The following is a 14,761-nucleotide window of genomic DNA, read 5'->3' as shown; positions in this document are numbered from 1 at the left end:
GCAAACATGGCGCGTACACGCATTACTCCACTTCGTCTGGATGGTGAGAATGCTGAACAAAAACGGGACGAAATTCGCAGGGTGTTCCACGAAACCTTCTCCCTGTATGAATCCCTGTTTGAGCACCTGCAAGACGCTGCGGCCTGGATGGAAAAAGCCATTCCTTTGCGCCATCCCCTGATTTTTTACTTCGGTCATACGGCCACTTTTTATGTCAACAAGCTGCAATTTGCCGGACTGATCAGCGCCCGCCTCGATCCACATCTGGAATCCGTTTTTGCTGTCGGCGTGGACGAAATGTCCTGGGACGATCTGGACGAAACGCATTATGACTGGCCGACGGTAGAAAGTGTCCGTCAGTATCGTCACCGAGTACGGCAGATGGTGGATCAGTTGATTACCGAATTACCCCTGACACTCCCCATTACCTGGGACTCCCCCTGGTGGGTCATTCTCATGGGGATTGAACACGAAAACATTCATCTGGAAACCAGTTCGGTACTGATACGGCAATTGCCCTTGTCACAGGTAGCTCCCGTCGCCGCTTTCACGCCCTGGAATCAGGCGGGTACGGCCCCGGTTAACCGGCTCTTGCCGGTAGCGGGGGGGGAAGTCCATCTCGGCAAGGCCCGGGATGACCGCCAATATGGATGGGATAACGAATATGGCAACCACGAAATCGCCCTGCAACCGTTCAAAGCCAGTCAATTTCTGGTAAGTAACGAAGAATATCTCGCTTTTGTAGAAGACGGTGCTTATCGGAATCCGGATTGGTGGAGCGCGGAGGGCGATGCCTGGCGGCGCTTCAGTCGGGCGGAACATCCCAGCTTCTGGGTACCTCACGCCACAGGCTGGCAGTTGCGATTGCTGGCTGAAGAGCGGCCCATGCCCTGGAACTGGCCTGTTGAAGTCAACGCCCTGGAAGCAGCCGCCTTTTGTCGCTGGAAATCCGCCCGGAGCGGTGCGGAACTCCGCTTGCCCAGTGAAGAAGAATGGCGCCATCTGCGTGATCTCAGCGGATTGGATGACAGTGATAGCTGGGAAGACCATGTTCCGGCCAACATTGGCCTGATGGCCGGTTGCTCACCCTGTCCAGTGGACCAGTTTCCCCAGGGGGATTTCTATGACTTGATGGGCAACGTCTGGGAATGGACCTGTACCCCGATTTATCCTTTCCCTGGCTTTGAAGTCCATCCGGTTTACGATGATTTCACCGTCCCGACCTTTGATCAGCAACATAATCTACTCAAGGGAGGCTCCTTCATCAGCCTCGGAAATGAAATGCAACGTGAAGCCCGTTATGCCTTCCGTCGTCATTTCTTTCAGCACGCGGGATTTCGTTATGTGGACTCTGCCAATGCTCTGCCCGATGTCCCTATTTATGAAAGCGATGCGCTGGTGTCTCAGTATGCCGAATTTCATTACGGCCGAAACTATTATGGGGTCCCCAATTTTGCCTTGGCAGTAGCGGAACTGGCGCTACAAGCAAGGGCCGGAAAACCTCTGCGCAAAGCCCTGGATATTGGCTGCGCAGTAGGCCGCAGCAGCTTTGAGCTGGCACGACACTGCCCGGACGTCACCGGCCTCGATTTTTCGGCGCGCTTCATCAGTGTGGGGGTACAGTTGCGGGAAAGAGGACATTTTTCCTATACCTTGGCGGAAGAAGGCGATCTTAACAGCTACCAGACCATCGATCTGGCGGCGCTGGGACTGCGGGAAACGGCTGACCATGTGCATTTTTTCCAGGCCGATGCCTGCAATCTCAAACCCTTGTATCGGGATTATGATCTGGTGATTGCCGCCAATCTGATTGATCGCCTGCATCATCCCCGCAAGTTTCTGGATGATATTCGCGAGCGTATCCTGCCTGGTGGCCTGCTGGTCATCACCTCTCCCTACACCTGGCTGGAGGAATATACGCCCCGCAGCGAGTGGCTGGGAGGCTTCAAAAAAGATGGCGAAAATCACACGACATTGGATGCTCTCAAAGAGATTTTATTGCCTTATTTCCGCTTGCGCGAAGAAAGCCCGCTGGATTTACCCTTTGTGATACGGGAGACTGCCCGTAAATATCAGCACAGCTTGGCACAGGTGACACTCTGGGAACGCTTATGAAATATCCGGAAGAAAGTATTTTCGACTTCGACACGCCCATTCAACGCATGGGCACTGGCTCCCTGAAATGGGATGACGCCGCCCGTCGCTTTGGCGGGGAAGTCTTACCCATGTGGGTTGCCGACATGGATTTTGCCATTCCGGAATGTATCCTCTCGACATTACAGCAACGACTCGAACACCCGATTTTTGGCTATCCCAGCGATGGGCCGCTTATGGTAAGGGCCGCCGAAGACTGGATGGAAGCCCGCCACGACTGGCGTCCAGTACCTGGTGCCACCGGCAGTATCAGCGGCGTGGTTCCCGCCTTGTTTGCCGCAGTCCGGGCTTTTACCCAGCCAGGGGATAGCGTCATCATCATGCCGCCTATTTATCCGCCGTTCATGACGGCCGTGCAGAAAAATGCTCGGGAACTGCGCCTCGCGCCACTCCAGCGCGGTGCAGATAATAGTTACTCCATAGATTGGTCAGCACTGGAAAAGGCGCTGAAGCATTCACGACTGTTATTGCTGTGTTCGCCCCATAATCCCGTAGGACGGGTCTGGTCTACTGAAGAATTGCAGCGTTTGGCGGATATGTGCAGCGCTGCCGGGTGCGTGGTAGTCAGCGATGAAATTCATGCGGATCTCAGTTACGCCCAACATATTCCCTTTCCGGTTTTCTCTTCCCGCTCCGTCCTGCTGAGCTCGGCTGGCAAAAGCTTCAACATTGCGGGCATTGGGGGGGGCATAGCCATCATTCCCGATCCGGAACTGCGCCAGATGTTTCGGGATGAGCTGTATCGCAGCCAGATCCATCAGACCAACACTTGTGCTCTGAAAGCCATGACCAGCGCCTGGCAACACGGGACAGAATGGCAGACGGCACTGCGCCAGTATCTACTGACCAATGCCCAGTTCATGCAGGAATTTCTGCGTCAGGAATTACCCGATCTAGGCTATCGCATTCCCGAGTTCGGCTATCTGGCCTGGCTGGATGTCAGCAGCTATGGCGACGACACATCCATTCAGGAGAATCTTCTTGAAGCTGGGCTCGGACTCAATCTTGGCCCCAGTTTCGGGCCCGGAGGCGAAGGATTTGTACGCCTGAATTTTGCCACGCCCAGAGCCACTCTGGAGGAAGGTCTGTCGCGTCTGCGGAAGGCTTTGCTGTCCTAGCTCGGGCACCAGTCCTGGCAGATTTGCAGCGACTTTGGCCCGCGCCGTTGTTGTTCTTGGCGAAATCCAGCGCCCGTCAGGAGAGCTGTTTGAGCCCGTAGGGCGAGTTCTCTCCTGACAGCAGGATGAGCTCTAGAACAACAGGCAAGGGACGTTGGAGCAAAAATCTGCCAGGACTGGTGCCCGAGCTAGGACAAATCCAGATCGTCCAGAATCTGCATAATTTTTTCCAGGGAGCCACGCTGCTGCTGGACAAAGGCCAGCGCCCTGTTTCCCTGTTCCTGAGCGCTTTGCGGGTGCTGCAACCACTGCTGTAACTGTTGCGCCAAAGCGTTGGCATCATCCACCTGAACGGCTGCATTTCCGTCCAGCATATCCCGGGCAATGCGCCGAAAATTTTCCATGTACGGACCAAAAATAATGGGGCAGGAGAGTACGGCGGCCTCCAGAGGATTATGACCGCCAACAGGGACAAAACTGCCGCCTATCGTCACCAGATCAGCGGCTGCATAAAAATCCATCACCTCTCCGAGGGTGTCTACCAGCAAGACGTTTTTACTCTCCACTTCAATCTCTTGAGAACGTAGCGCATAAAAAACCCCGGCCATTTGCAGCGCCACTTCTACAGTATCCCGACGATGGGGATGGCGGGGGATCAGCACCAGCAAAAGGTGAGGCCAAGCTATCTGTAACTGCTTGAAAACATCTATCGCCATTTTTTCTTCACCCGCGTGGGTGGAGGCAAACACCCAAACCTGACGGGTGGCCAGATGCTGCCGCCAGAAGCGCCCCTTCTCCAGCGCTTCCAGCGGTTCCGGAAGGTCATATTTGATATTTTCGATGACAAGCACCTTTGCCGCTCCGAGTTGTCGAAAGGCCTCCGCATCTTCGGGGCTTTGAGCCGCCACAGCGGTCATGCTGGCAAGCGCGGGACGGAACAGCCGCGAAAAGCGTCCATATCCTTTCAGCGAGCGCGGGGATAAACGGGCATTGATCAACAATACCGGCAACTGAAACCGTGCAGCCCAGTAGCATAAATTCGGCCAGATTTCCGTTTCCATGATGAGACAGGCACGCGGCTGCTGGCGTTGCAAAAAACGCCGCATCGCCGCAGAAGTATCATAGGGAAGGTAATGGCGGCGCACGCTCGTGCCGAGGCGCTGGGCGACAATTTCTGCGCCCGTAGGCGTCGTACTGGTCACCAGAATCGGAATGTTCGGGTAGCGTTTTTGCAGCGCATGAACGAGTGGGACTGCGGCAATGGCTTCACCTACGCTGACCGCGTGTATCCAGATAGGGCGGTCATGGTGGATGTCGCCCCATCCGAAGCGTTCCCACCATCTATCCCGGTAGGGAGGACGTCGCCAGCCCCGCCACCGGGTAAAAATCCAGAGCAGCGGCGTCAACAGGAAAAGGATTCCTGCATACATCCGGCGTGTCATCATTCGCGATGGAGCAGCCGATCAGTCAGCCAATCCAGACGATACCAGGGACGGAAACTTTTCAGCAGCGCAAGGCGATCGTAATCGCGCTCAATCCACTGGCGCAGGGTGAGATCCGGTTCATTCCCCAGAGCTTGACGATAACTGCTGAAAAACCAGTCCAGTATTCCGGTATTGGCATGACGAATGTGGCCGAAAGGCCAGAGTCGCAACTGGCGCTGGGCGATCTCCATGGGCTGCTCCATGACCAGATGCATATACAGCACACTCATGAAACCGGCGCGATCCGCCCCCGATTTGCAGTGCAGCAAAAAAGGTCTCGGCAATTCGGTCAAAAGTTCCATAGCTTGCAACAAACGTTCTTTTTCGGGCAGATCACGGGAACCAAAACCGTGCAGAACAATATGCTGCATTCCCGTAGCGTCACACACTTCCTGTTCCAGGCGATAATGGGGCTCATGGGGAGCAGGTGCCCGCAAATTCAACACGGCTTTCAAACCATGATGTTGTTGCCATCGCTTTAACTGCCGGGGTGAAGGCTGGGCGGAACGAAATACGCCTGGAACCATTTCATGAAAATTGGCATAAAAGCACTCGCGAAAAATGCCGTGATCGGTCCAGAACTGATGACGCCGATACCTGCGTCGTTCTTCCGGCAAGAGTCTGAGAGGCGAATTCATGCGGCAGATGACTCCAGTAAGGAAGATAAAGCAAGCCAGACACGCTCAGGTTCCAGCGCCTCCTGGCAGAGTATCCGACCATTTTGCGCCTCGGGCAACGGGCAACGGCTTTTGCCGCAAGGCGCACAGGACTGCGGGCTTTGCAAACTGATTTGTTGAGAACTTTTTATGAAAAATCGATCGGCGGAAGTGGGTCCATAAAGCGTCACCCCATTTAGCCCTAGTGCAGTCGCCAGATAGGAAAGCCCAGTATCCATCCCTACAAAAGCCTGCGCCCGACTCATCACTTTAGCCAAAAATTCCAGACTGAGCTGCGGCAGAGCCAGCACATTATCGGCACCGCTTTGAATACGACCCACCCGTTGGCGTTCTCTTTCATCGGCAGCAGGCAACAACAGATTCCAGCCTTGCTCCGCCAACCGGGAGGCGATGACTTTCCAATGGGCCTCAGGCCATTCCTTGGTTTTCCATGCAGCAGAGGTCGCGTGAAAACCGATCACAAAGGGTTTGCAAACAAAGGGCTGTAATGCATCATCCAATGCTTGCTCCTGCCATTGTGAGCGGCGACAGGCCAAGGCAAAGTCGGGAGATGTACTGGGCAGCGCATATTGCAGGGCCAGGGCAAAAAATTGACGATTGCGCGCAATAGCAGAGCTGGACCAAGATACTGAAAATTGCCGCTGATACAAGCGCGAAGCCCCCGGCTCCCGAGCGCTTTGCGTATCCAATCCCATGACCGGCGCACCCGCCAGACGCGCCAATAGGGCACTTTTATACAATCCCTGGGCATCCAGAACCATGTCATAGCGGCTGGCCCGTAGCTCCTTGCGCAAGTGATGGAGGGAATGCGGAGCAGCCAGCGGTTTTTTTTTGAGGCCGCGCAGAGAAAAAGGAATAGCTTTATGCACAGCAGGATGCCAAGCCACAATGGGCGCAAAAGCAGATTCTACCAGCCAGTCTACCTGCAGATCGGGACGATGGATCGCGAGATCGGAAATGGCGGGCAAGGTATGAAGTACATCCCCCAGAGAACTGAGGCGCAGTAACAGTAAATTCATGAAGCATCCTTATCTTGCGCCTGCATTTCTAGGGCGATAGCGTACTTCATGAAAGCGCCCAGGGCGATGGTCCAGGCAATGGCTGCGCCTTCGACACCATCGAGCATTCCTAGCCGCAGAAAATAGCTACGCAAAAGCGCTGCAATGGCATGGGTCATTGGCATATGAGCGCGCACAATTCTACCCTTCAGATGAAGCTGTTGAGCGTTGAGAATGGCATATCGCCGCATTTTATCCAGAAGCTCAGCGTAGTTTTTGTATGAGTAATGTAACATTGAAATGCCGGGTAAGGCTTTTATAGGAGCGCAGGTTTCCCATGCTTCATGCACCAAATTATCCGTGTACTTCCCCTGACGACGATCAAACAAGCGCAGAACGCGATCACGACCCCAATCGCCATGAAGGATTTTTTTATCGTGAAAAACACTAAGACGACGCAAAAAATAGGCCGCAACATCAGCAGGATCGGAGAGAGCTTCATCAATCATCTGCACACCTGGTTCAGTTAAAATTTCATCCGCATCCAGCATCAACACCCAATCGCAACAAGCCGAATCCACAGCAAACTGTCTTTGTGCAGCAAACCCCTCCCAAGCCCTGTAGATAACCTTAGCCTCAAATTTATGAGCAATAGATAAAGTTTGATCAGTAGAGCCACAATCGACAATCAAAACTTCCTGAGCAATGCTTTTAACGCTATCTAGAGATTTTTCTAAATACTTTTCGGCATTCAAGGTTATGTAAACCACCGATACAAGCTGTTTAGACATTCTTGCGAGCGTCACAAACAGGAATAAAAAAACGATTCAGAGGCAACCCCGCCATTAATGCAATTGTAATAGAATCCGCATAACCCCAATTTAAGCTGTTATACAACCCTCCAACAATAAAAATAGAAATATACGATAACGCAAACCAATTTTGAGGCATCATCCTATCACTCCATGCCTCTTTCAAAACTCCCCACAAAAACCAAATAAATAACCCTAATCCAAGAACACCCAAAACTGCAGCTTCACTAATAAAGCTATTTGCTGCTGTATTCATAATAAACAAAGGTGTCTTTGGGAGCATGTGGGCATCCTGAATAGCAGTAATGCTTGATAAGAAACTGCCTGTACCAACGCCAAACAAAGGATGGGATAAAAACATCATGACCCCTCCAATCATTGCAATAATTCGCAGGCCCCAGCTAGAATTAATGTCAGTAGCATGAATATTAAAATGAATTAATTGATGAACTCCAAGAGCAAACATTCCATAAACAGAGGGCACAAACATCATTCCCGATACACAGAGCAAAATTACCAAAGAAAGCCAATACCGCCACTTTCCTTTGTAAAGCATCAAAATTGCAGCAGGCAGCAAAATAATGAAGAGCAATTGCCCCGAGCGACCCTGCGCCAACACCAATTGGGCAAACAGAATAATAGCAATAGCTATATTCAACCACCTCTTGAAGTTCCATTGAAACTTTAAATCCCAGACCATCCACAAAAAGACATGAACAATGGCAAGAGAGAGATATATATGTCCACCAAATCCCGTGTAAGGCAAGTTATTCACATTACGCCACGGCAACACATGCCAAGTCATCAAAAAAGCTAATATAGCATTAATTAGTAAACCCAAAATAAAAAAACGAATCAAGGTTTTTATCCACTTTTCTTTCCAGGGCATTGTGGCACCAAAAAGTCCAAAAAAACCGTATCCAGCTGCTTCGATAACTTTCGCACCATAGAAAAAATTTGTTGTCCAAAAAAGCCCAAAAGCTGTCCAGACAATCAACAATAATAGTGGAACTGCCCAGAGTCTATTAAAAACAGATCGCCAATTACGCCAATATCCACTAATTCCATATGTCAAAATCAATAATCCAGAGGATATTCCAGCTCCCGCCGTGCTTATAGGAAAGAAAAAAAGCGGAAGAATATAGGAATAAAATAATGCTTTTTCTTTAACTTTCAACCATTCCATGGTGTTCCTCTCAACAGAGGATTATTAACGTTTTCGAAAAAACTAACCAGGGAGTATTGATCAAAATCGTTCATCATCACAATAGAAGCCTCATGATGATAATGCTCTGGACTAGCAAAATTGAACAACGCCAGGGTAGGAACCCCCTGTGCAACCGCCATATGATAAGGGCCAGAGTCGCTGGAAATAAAACCATCGCAAAGGTTTATGACCCCAGTAAGACTAGAAAGTGATGTAAATCCGGCAAGATCAATCAAGCGCTCCTCATCACCCCATTGCTCTTGATATTTTTTGATAAAAGAGCGATTTATTTCTTGCTCATTAGGCGCACCTGTGAGCAATAGAGTATGAGGGATTGACTGCTGCACCTTACCAAATACGCTGACTAACACATTCAAATCGGGACGTTTTTTTTCAGCATCCAGTGTCCCGCAACCTATATTTAATCCAATCACTGGCGACCTTTTTTGGGGCAATCTTTCTATTAATTCATTACGAAACAGTCTTCCAGACTCTGTCTCGGCAAGCACTATCTTTTGCCCTTCTCGATAAAGCCCTAATGCGGCAAGCGCTGCAAAGTCTCTTTCTGTATAGTCCATTGGCCATGATAGGTCCTGTTGTTTTGCATAGTTACGCAAACTCGGGCCTGCAACATCATACAACAAACCTCGCCCCAATACTTGATTGACACCCACTATGGGTGCCTTAGAGAGACTCCGCAGCCAAAGTGCCGACAAACTCGTTTCCAAACCAAAAGGCTCATGATCTATGATCAAATCTGGCTGTATCTGTTTCGCAATTTCCTTTAATGCGGGCAGTAAACGGCCCCAGGTTTGGGGGCCAACACCCCGCGCTTTCCAAAAGTGGCTCTCTTCCATGGGCAAAAAATGTGCGCTGGATAATAAATGATGTTCCTGAATCAGCGCCTCACTTGGATACCCTGGCCAACGAGTCAAAAACACCAGATGCAACTCCACTTTCGGCCAACGATTTTTCAGCACCGCCCAGGCCGCAGAACTCCGCAGAATATCGCCGATACCCGCGCTGTGTGACTTGATCAAGACGATACGACGCGGTTCTATGGGTAAATGACGTCTCATCAGGGACCACGCTCAACTAGGGATCTTTGGCCAGAGCAGCCCACACACATTATCGGCAATCTGGTTATGACGCAGTTTTGCTCCAGCCATGGCATGGACCTGCCCGGCCACGTACTCGTGACCCATATCGGCCTGCTCTTCAGCTTCCAGATGTTTTTTCACCGATAAAGGCTGCAACATGGCTACCTGCATAACCTTTCTCCCAGCCTCAACGCGTCAATAGGCTCTATCATAAGACGTGGGAACCATTGTGTCATCGCAGCAGGATAGCCAAAAAATTACGGGCGATCACATCCGCAGCAAAGCGCTGGGCATAACCCGGTCCGGCTGCTGCCAAATCCTGGCGCAAAGCAATGTCTGCAGCCAAGCGCAAAATAGCTTCACGCCATTCCTGGGTGTCATTGGCCGGCAACAGCAAACCACTTCGCTCCGCCGCAAAGCTCTCGGAAATCCCACCCATATCCGCGCCCATTACCGGCGTACCGCAAGCCTGGGCTTCCAGGCAAACCCGACCAAAAGTATCCGGCTCAATGGACGGAAGGGCCAGAACATCCATGACACTATACCAGGGCATGACCGGATTTTTCCAACCCAGCAGATGGTGCCAGGGTTTATTGGCGAGCCTTGTGCGCAGTTCATCTTCATGAGCTCCGCCACCAATCCACAGACCGTGAACATGGGGATTTTGCGCATGGGCGGCATCAATGGCATCGGCCAGCAGGAAAACCCCCTTGCCGCGATGCCAGGCACCCACAAAGCCCACCAGAAAATCTGCATCATTGACGCCGAGTCCCTGACGAAAGTGCTGCCGTGCCTGCGCATCGCGATAGAAATCCTCCAAATGAATGGGGTTCATGAGCACTTCCACCCGCACCGGAGGAATACCCTGATCAATCAAGCGGCCACGTAAATATTCGGAAATGGCGAAAAGACGCAATGGCCAGCGGGAGAGCAGCCAGCGCGTACTGGGCCTGAGGCGTAAATCCATATGCCTGAACAACACCAGTGGACAGCCATGCAAGCGACTGAGCAGAGCCAGCGGCCAGTATTCCTTACTAAAGCTGCCCACCATCCAGTCTGGACGTATTTTTTGGATCAGCCGTCCAAGGGCGAATATCCCGCGCACATCCGCACTATTGCGGAATTTCCCGTAATGCAGAACGACCTGACTGGTCGCGAGAGACTCGGCAATTTTCCCTTGGGGATGCACAAAAGCGTGTACTTCTGCGCCGGCTTCCGCCAAAGCGGAGCACAGGGTGATCATGTGGGTTTCCGTGCCACCGCCACCCGGGTTGGTACCCACCCAAAGGATGCACGGCTCATTTTTCAATGACGATCCTCGTGCTGCGTCCAGATTTGCAGGGGAAACACATGAGGACCATGATGCCCTCCCACCATCACCCGGGGAAGATCATAAAGGTTTTCTTTCCCGGGTGATGCGCGCGCCCGGCGCACGGAGACCGCCGCAAGAAAACCCGCCTGCTTTGCGGCTTCCTGCTCGCGCTGTCCTGCGGCTCCGTATGGGTAACAAAACTGTGTAACTGGGGCGCCCAGCAGCGACTCCAGATCTTCTCGGGAGCCTCCTATTTCGTCCCGCAGTGCAGATTCCAGCAGTTCTGGCAGGCGGGGGTGATGACGACTATGGGCTCCGACTTCCATACCGGCTTCCTGCCATTGCCGCAGCTCTGCCACAGACATCAGGGGTTTATGTACCCCCAATTGTTCCGCATCCCAGTGGTTATCGCCACCAATCGCCGCACTGACCATGTAACAGGTCGCCGTAAAGCCGACATCCTGCAAAATAGGCAAGGCGTTTTCCAGATTATCTCGGTAGCCATCATCAAAGGTGATCGCTACCACTTTCCCTTGGGCTTCTCCGCGTAAGTATGGCAATGCGGCGGTCATGGACAGGCCTTGATAGCCGAAGCGCCGCAATAAGCCCATCTGGCGCCGGAAGCGTTGGGAAGAAACATACAAGCCCCGCAACTTCACTCCCTTAGGGGCTTTGGCAATATTGTGATACATCAGAATAGGAATCGGCATTACGGTTCCGGTGGCACATCCAGATGCACCGCACGGCGCACCACATAGGTCGTCTTGCCCTGCCCTTCAAAATAAATCCGCGACAGCATCTCGCCGACAATCCCGGTATTCAGAAACTGCAGACCCGCCAGAAAAAAGAGCACTCCGGCAATCAGCATGGGGCGACCAGAAATGGCTGCGCCCTCGGCAAATTTATCGATAAACAGATAAATCAGCATCCCGGAGCCGATAAACAGAGAAAAAAGGCCGATCACCCCGAAAAAGTGCATGGGCCGCTGGCTATAGCCCAGAAAAAATTTGACGAAAAGCAGGTCCACCAACACCCGGAAAGTCCGAGAGATGCCGTACTTACTCTTACCCGCCCGGCGCGGATGATGGCGCACCGGCACCTCGACGATACGATCCGTATATGTCAGGGTCGAAAGCCAGGCCGGGATGAAACGATGCATCTCACCATACAGACGTACCCCCTTGAGTACCGAGGACCGATAGGCTTTGAGCGTACAACCATAATCATGCAAAAATACCCCGGTCAGGCGGCGAATCAGGCGGTTGGCTATACGCGAGGGAATCTTGCGCAGTAGCAGCCCATCCTGGCGATTTTTACGCCAGCCCGCCACCACATCCAGATTTTCTGCCAGCAGCCGTTCAGCCAGGGGCAGAATATCCAAGGGATCATTTTGCAAATCCGCATCCAGGGTCACAATGACTTCGCCCTGAGCCGCATCAATGCCCGCCTGCATGGCGGCAGTCTGCCCGAAATTTCTTTGCAGATGAATCATCTTGAAGTGATCGCCCCGCGCTTCGGCCTCCCGGTCCAGGGCCGCAGCGCTACCATCGCGGCTGCCATCATCGACAATGATGATTTCCACATCCTCCCCAGCCAGCGCCGCAGCCAAGGCATCACAGAGGGGCGTCACATTGTCGATTTCGTTGTAAAGCGGGATGACGACAGAAATCCGGGGCACTCAAAGCCTCCAATAATGCAGTAAATCGGCGGTGGCTACGCCAGGATCAGGGGCTTCGAGAATCCCGGAAAGTACAGCAATCCCACTGGCACCTGCAGCCATGGCTGCAGGAACACGATCGGCAGATAACCCACCCAGGGCAATCAGAGGAATGGCCGAACTGCTCACCAGCTCTGCAAAAGCATCGGCACCCAGTGCCGGCGTATCCGGATGAGAAGCCGTAGGGAACAGGGGAGACAGCAAAGCATATCGCGCCCCTGCCCGGGCTGCCTGGTGCACACCCTCGCGGTCATGACAGGACACCCCAAAAGCTTCTTCCGGCCTTAACCCGGCATCCAGTTGGGCCTGGGTCAGATGCCTCCCCGTTCTTGGCCAGTCCGGCAGCGGGTCAGGATGATTCAGCCACAGCTGGGCTCCTTGAGCCAGGGTTTCTGCACAGAGTTTTTGCAGCTGAGACACCTGCCTGGCGTCCAGAGGATTTTTACAGCGCAGAATCACCCACCGCAGTCCCGCCTGCAAAGCCTGACGCCAGGCATTGGCAAATACTGCGGGCTCCAGTCGGGAAGGGTCGGCAATCAGACAAAGGGGCGGGCGCGGCAGGGATTCTTCGAGCACTGCTGCAGTCATGCGCAGATTGGCGGGCAGGCATTCCAGGGCGGGGATTTCCCAGGGATACAACCAGCGGACCTGTTGTCCTTCTTTCCCATAGGTTTCGCCTTCCCAGCGCCGGACCCGGTAAAAATGCAGGCGGACGGTCCGCTCGGGATAAGTATAATCCAGGATCCGGAAAGGCTCGGCATCCAGAACACGAATCCCAATTTCTTCCCACAACTCGCGCTGCAAAGCTTGCTCAGGTGTCTCCCCCGGATCCACCTTACCACCGGGAAATTCCCAGAAACCTGGCCAGGGTTTGCCTTCAGGGCGCAGGGAAACGAGCAGGCGCCCCTCAGCGTCCTGCAAAATCCCTGTAGCTACCGGAACGACTTTCATCAGCTGCGATAATCGGCGTTAATACGCACGTAGTCATAAGAGAGATCACAGGTCCAGATAGTCGCCGTGGCGGTCCCCCGTCCCAGATCCACCCGCACTGGAATCTCCTCCTCAGCCATCACCGCCTGTCCGGCGGCTTCTGTATAATCGGGATCCCTGGCGCCATCCCGAACAATACGGACATCTCCCAACCAGACCTGGACCTGGTTGACTTCCAGGTCATCCACCCCCGCTGAACCGATGGCCGCCAACAAGCGACCCCAGTTCGGATCAGAGGCAAAAAAGGCTGTTTTGATCAGGGGACTATGGGCCATGCGATAAGCCACCTGCAGACATTCTTCCTGACTGCGACCGCCAGCAATATGAATCGGCATAAATTTACTGGCCCCTTCACCATCGCGGACAATAGCCTGGGCCAGAAACTGCGCCACTTCGGTGATGGCCGCACAGAGGGGGACATAACGCGGGTCATCCACCTGCGTCACCGCCTGAGCCAAAACCTGTCCGGTTGCCATGAGAATACAGGCGTCATTGGTGGAGGTATCGCCATCCACGGTAATCCGGTTGAAGGATTGGGCCATGGCATCCCGCAGACACTGCTGCAAGGCAGCCCCCTGCAAGGCCGCATCGGTACCAATGTAGGCCAGCATGGTGGCCATATCCGGACGAATCATCCCCGACCCCTTGGCCATGCCGGTGATGGTCACCCGCTGACCATCTAAATCTATTTGCCGGGAACAGGCCTTGGGAATCGTATCCGTGGTCATGATCGCAGCGGCTGCTATTTCCCAGTGGTTTTCATCCAGACGCGCTGTCAGGGTTGGCAACGTCGCCGATATTTTTCTGGCCAGGTCCACGGGTTCTCCGATGACGCCGGTGGAAAAAGGCAAGATCGACTCGGGCGCACAGCCCAGGGCTGCAGCAACTGTCCGGCAGGAATCCTCGGCTGCCTGTAATCCTGCTGCACCGGTACCAGCATTGGCATTACCGGTATTGATGATCAGTGCCCGAACAGGGGTCCCTGCAGACAGATGCCGCTGGGCCACTACCACGGGGGCCGCTGAAAAGCGATTACGGGTAAAGACTCCGACAACCTCGCTGCCTTCCGCCAGCGTCATCAGGGTGAGATCACGCCTTCCAGCATAACGCACGCCCCCCTCAGCAACGGCCAGGCGCAATCCTGCTATGGGTAGTAAATCATGAGGGGGAAGAAGACCAACAGCCATAGCGC

General features: G+C 53.3%; 14 protein-coding genes. 2 read left to right on the top strand and 12 right to left on the bottom strand.

The window, feature by feature from the left end:
• Positions 1-6 precede the first annotated feature (6 nt).
• Both ovoA and B1757_RS00945 read left to right on the top strand, forming a co-directional pair.
• Positions 7-2,115 carry a 5-histidylcysteine sulfoxide synthase gene (gene ovoA / locus B1757_RS00950; protein WP_101536540.1) on the top strand — a complete coding sequence of 703 codons (2,109 nt, stop codon included), beginning with the start codon at positions 7-9 and terminating at the stop codon, positions 2,113-2,115.
• On the top strand, positions 2,112-3,272 hold the full coding sequence (locus B1757_RS00945) for a MalY/PatB family protein (RefSeq protein ID WP_101536539.1): 1,161 nt from the start codon (positions 2,112-2,114) through the stop codon (positions 3,270-3,272). Before ovoA ends, B1757_RS00945 begins: the two co-directional genes overlap by 4 nt.
• A gap of 188 nt (positions 3,273-3,460) precedes the next feature.
• Here the strand turns inward: B1757_RS00945 and waaA are convergent, their stop codons facing one another.
• The 12 genes from waaA to argJ form a co-directional block, all read right to left on the bottom strand.
• Entirely contained in the window at positions 3,461-4,678 is a 1,218-nt protein-coding gene (gene waaA, locus B1757_RS00940; protein WP_253253643.1) for a lipid IV(A) 3-deoxy-D-manno-octulosonic acid transferase, read from the bottom strand.
• A 35-nt stretch (positions 4,679-4,713) separates the two neighbouring features.
• Positions 4,714-5,394 carry a tyrosine-protein phosphatase gene (locus B1757_RS00935; protein WP_101536537.1) on the bottom strand — a complete coding sequence of 227 codons (681 nt, stop codon included), beginning with the start codon at positions 5,392-5,394 and terminating at the stop codon, positions 4,714-4,716.
• On the bottom strand, positions 5,391-6,452 hold the full coding sequence (waaC, locus tag B1757_RS00930; protein WP_101536536.1) for a lipopolysaccharide heptosyltransferase I: 1,062 nt from the start codon (positions 6,450-6,452) through the stop codon (positions 5,391-5,393). Before waaC ends, B1757_RS00935 begins: the two co-directional genes overlap by 4 nt.
• Positions 6,449-7,222: a glycosyltransferase family 2 protein gene (locus B1757_RS00925; protein ID WP_101536535.1), complete on the bottom strand. Its 774-nt coding sequence runs from the start codon at positions 7,220-7,222 to the stop codon at positions 6,449-6,451. The genes waaC and B1757_RS00925 overlap by 4 nt, the downstream gene beginning before the upstream one ends.
• Positions 7,215-8,429, bottom strand: a complete 1,215-nt coding sequence (locus B1757_RS00920) for an O-antigen ligase family protein (RefSeq protein WP_143484186.1) — start codon at positions 8,427-8,429, stop codon at positions 7,215-7,217. The genes B1757_RS00925 and B1757_RS00920 overlap by 8 nt, the downstream gene beginning before the upstream one ends.
• Positions 8,417-9,529 (bottom strand): glycosyltransferase family 9 protein, encoded by a 1,113-nt coding sequence (locus tag B1757_RS00915; RefSeq protein WP_101536534.1) that lies wholly within the window; start codon positions 9,527-9,529, stop codon positions 8,417-8,419. The genes B1757_RS00920 and B1757_RS00915 overlap by 13 nt, the downstream gene beginning before the upstream one ends.
• A 12-nt stretch (positions 9,530-9,541) precedes the next feature.
• On the bottom strand, positions 9,542-9,721 hold the full coding sequence (locus B1757_RS00910) for a PDDEXK family nuclease (RefSeq protein ID WP_101536533.1): 180 nt from the start codon (positions 9,719-9,721) through the stop codon (positions 9,542-9,544).
• A 61-nt stretch (positions 9,722-9,782) separates the two neighbouring features.
• On the bottom strand, positions 9,783-10,859 hold the full coding sequence (locus tag B1757_RS00905; RefSeq protein WP_101536532.1) for a glycosyltransferase family 4 protein: 1,077 nt from the start codon (positions 10,857-10,859) through the stop codon (positions 9,783-9,785).
• Positions 10,856-11,572, bottom strand: coding sequence for a polysaccharide deacetylase family protein (locus B1757_RS00900; RefSeq protein ID WP_101536531.1), 717 nt, complete (start codon positions 11,570-11,572; stop codon positions 10,856-10,858). Before B1757_RS00900 ends, B1757_RS00905 begins: the two co-directional genes overlap by 4 nt.
• Positions 11,572-12,540 (bottom strand): glycosyltransferase family 2 protein, encoded by a 969-nt coding sequence (locus B1757_RS00895; RefSeq protein WP_101536530.1) that lies wholly within the window; start codon positions 12,538-12,540, stop codon positions 11,572-11,574. Before B1757_RS00895 ends, B1757_RS00900 begins: the two co-directional genes overlap by 1 nt.
• Complete coding sequence (locus tag B1757_RS00890) at positions 12,541-13,530, bottom strand: Nudix family hydrolase (RefSeq protein WP_101536529.1); 990 nt, start codon at positions 13,528-13,530, stop codon at positions 12,541-12,543.
• A complete protein-coding gene (argJ, locus tag B1757_RS00885) occupies positions 13,530-14,756 on the bottom strand; it encodes a bifunctional glutamate N-acetyltransferase/amino-acid acetyltransferase ArgJ (protein WP_101536528.1) in 1,227 nt (408 codons plus the stop codon). Before argJ ends, B1757_RS00890 begins: the two co-directional genes overlap by 1 nt.
• Positions 14,757-14,761 lie beyond the last annotated feature (5 nt).

The organism is Acidithiobacillus marinus (genome assembly GCF_002847505.1).
GTDB lineage: Bacteria > Pseudomonadota > Gammaproteobacteria > Acidithiobacillales > Acidithiobacillaceae > Acidithiobacillus > Acidithiobacillus marinus.
The sequence above is the reverse complement of the archived record's forward strand: the minus strand, read 5'-3'. Positions and strand labels throughout refer to the sequence as shown.

Bases quoted from the DNA above. Each gene is read 5' to 3' on its own strand.
- ovoA (WP_101536540.1), top strand. From the start codon at position 7: ATGGCGCGTACACGCATTACTCCACTTCGTCTGGATGGTGAGAATGCT.
- B1757_RS00945 (WP_101536539.1), top strand. From the start codon at position 2,112: ATGAAATATCCGGAAGAAAGTATTTTCGACTTCGACACGCCCATTCAA.
- B1757_RS00935 (WP_101536537.1), bottom strand. From the start codon at position 5,394: ATGAATTCGCCTCTCAGACTCTTGCCGGAAGAACGACGCAGGTATCGG.
- waaC (WP_101536536.1), bottom strand. From the start codon at position 6,452: ATGAATTTACTGTTACTGCGCCTCAGTTCTCTGGGGGATGTACTTCAT.
- B1757_RS00925 (WP_101536535.1), bottom strand. From the start codon at position 7,222: ATGTCTAAACAGCTTGTATCGGTGGTTTACATAACCTTGAATGCCGAA.
- B1757_RS00920 (WP_143484186.1), bottom strand. From the start codon at position 8,429: ATGGAATGGTTGAAAGTTAAAGAAAAAGCATTATTTTATTCCTATATT.
- B1757_RS00915 (WP_101536534.1), bottom strand. From the start codon at position 9,529: ATGAGACGTCATTTACCCATAGAACCGCGTCGTATCGTCTTGATCAAG.
- B1757_RS00910 (WP_101536533.1), bottom strand. From the start codon at position 9,721: ATGCAGGTAGCCATGTTGCAGCCTTTATCGGTGAAAAAACATCTGGAA.
- B1757_RS00900 (WP_101536531.1), bottom strand. From the start codon at position 11,572: ATGCCGATTCCTATTCTGATGTATCACAATATTGCCAAAGCCCCTAAG.
- B1757_RS00890 (WP_101536529.1), bottom strand. From the start codon at position 13,530: ATGAAAGTCGTTCCGGTAGCTACAGGGATTTTGCAGGACGCTGAGGGG.
- argJ (WP_101536528.1), bottom strand. From the start codon at position 14,756: ATGGCTGTTGGTCTTCTTCCCCCTCATGATTTACTACCCATAGCAGGA.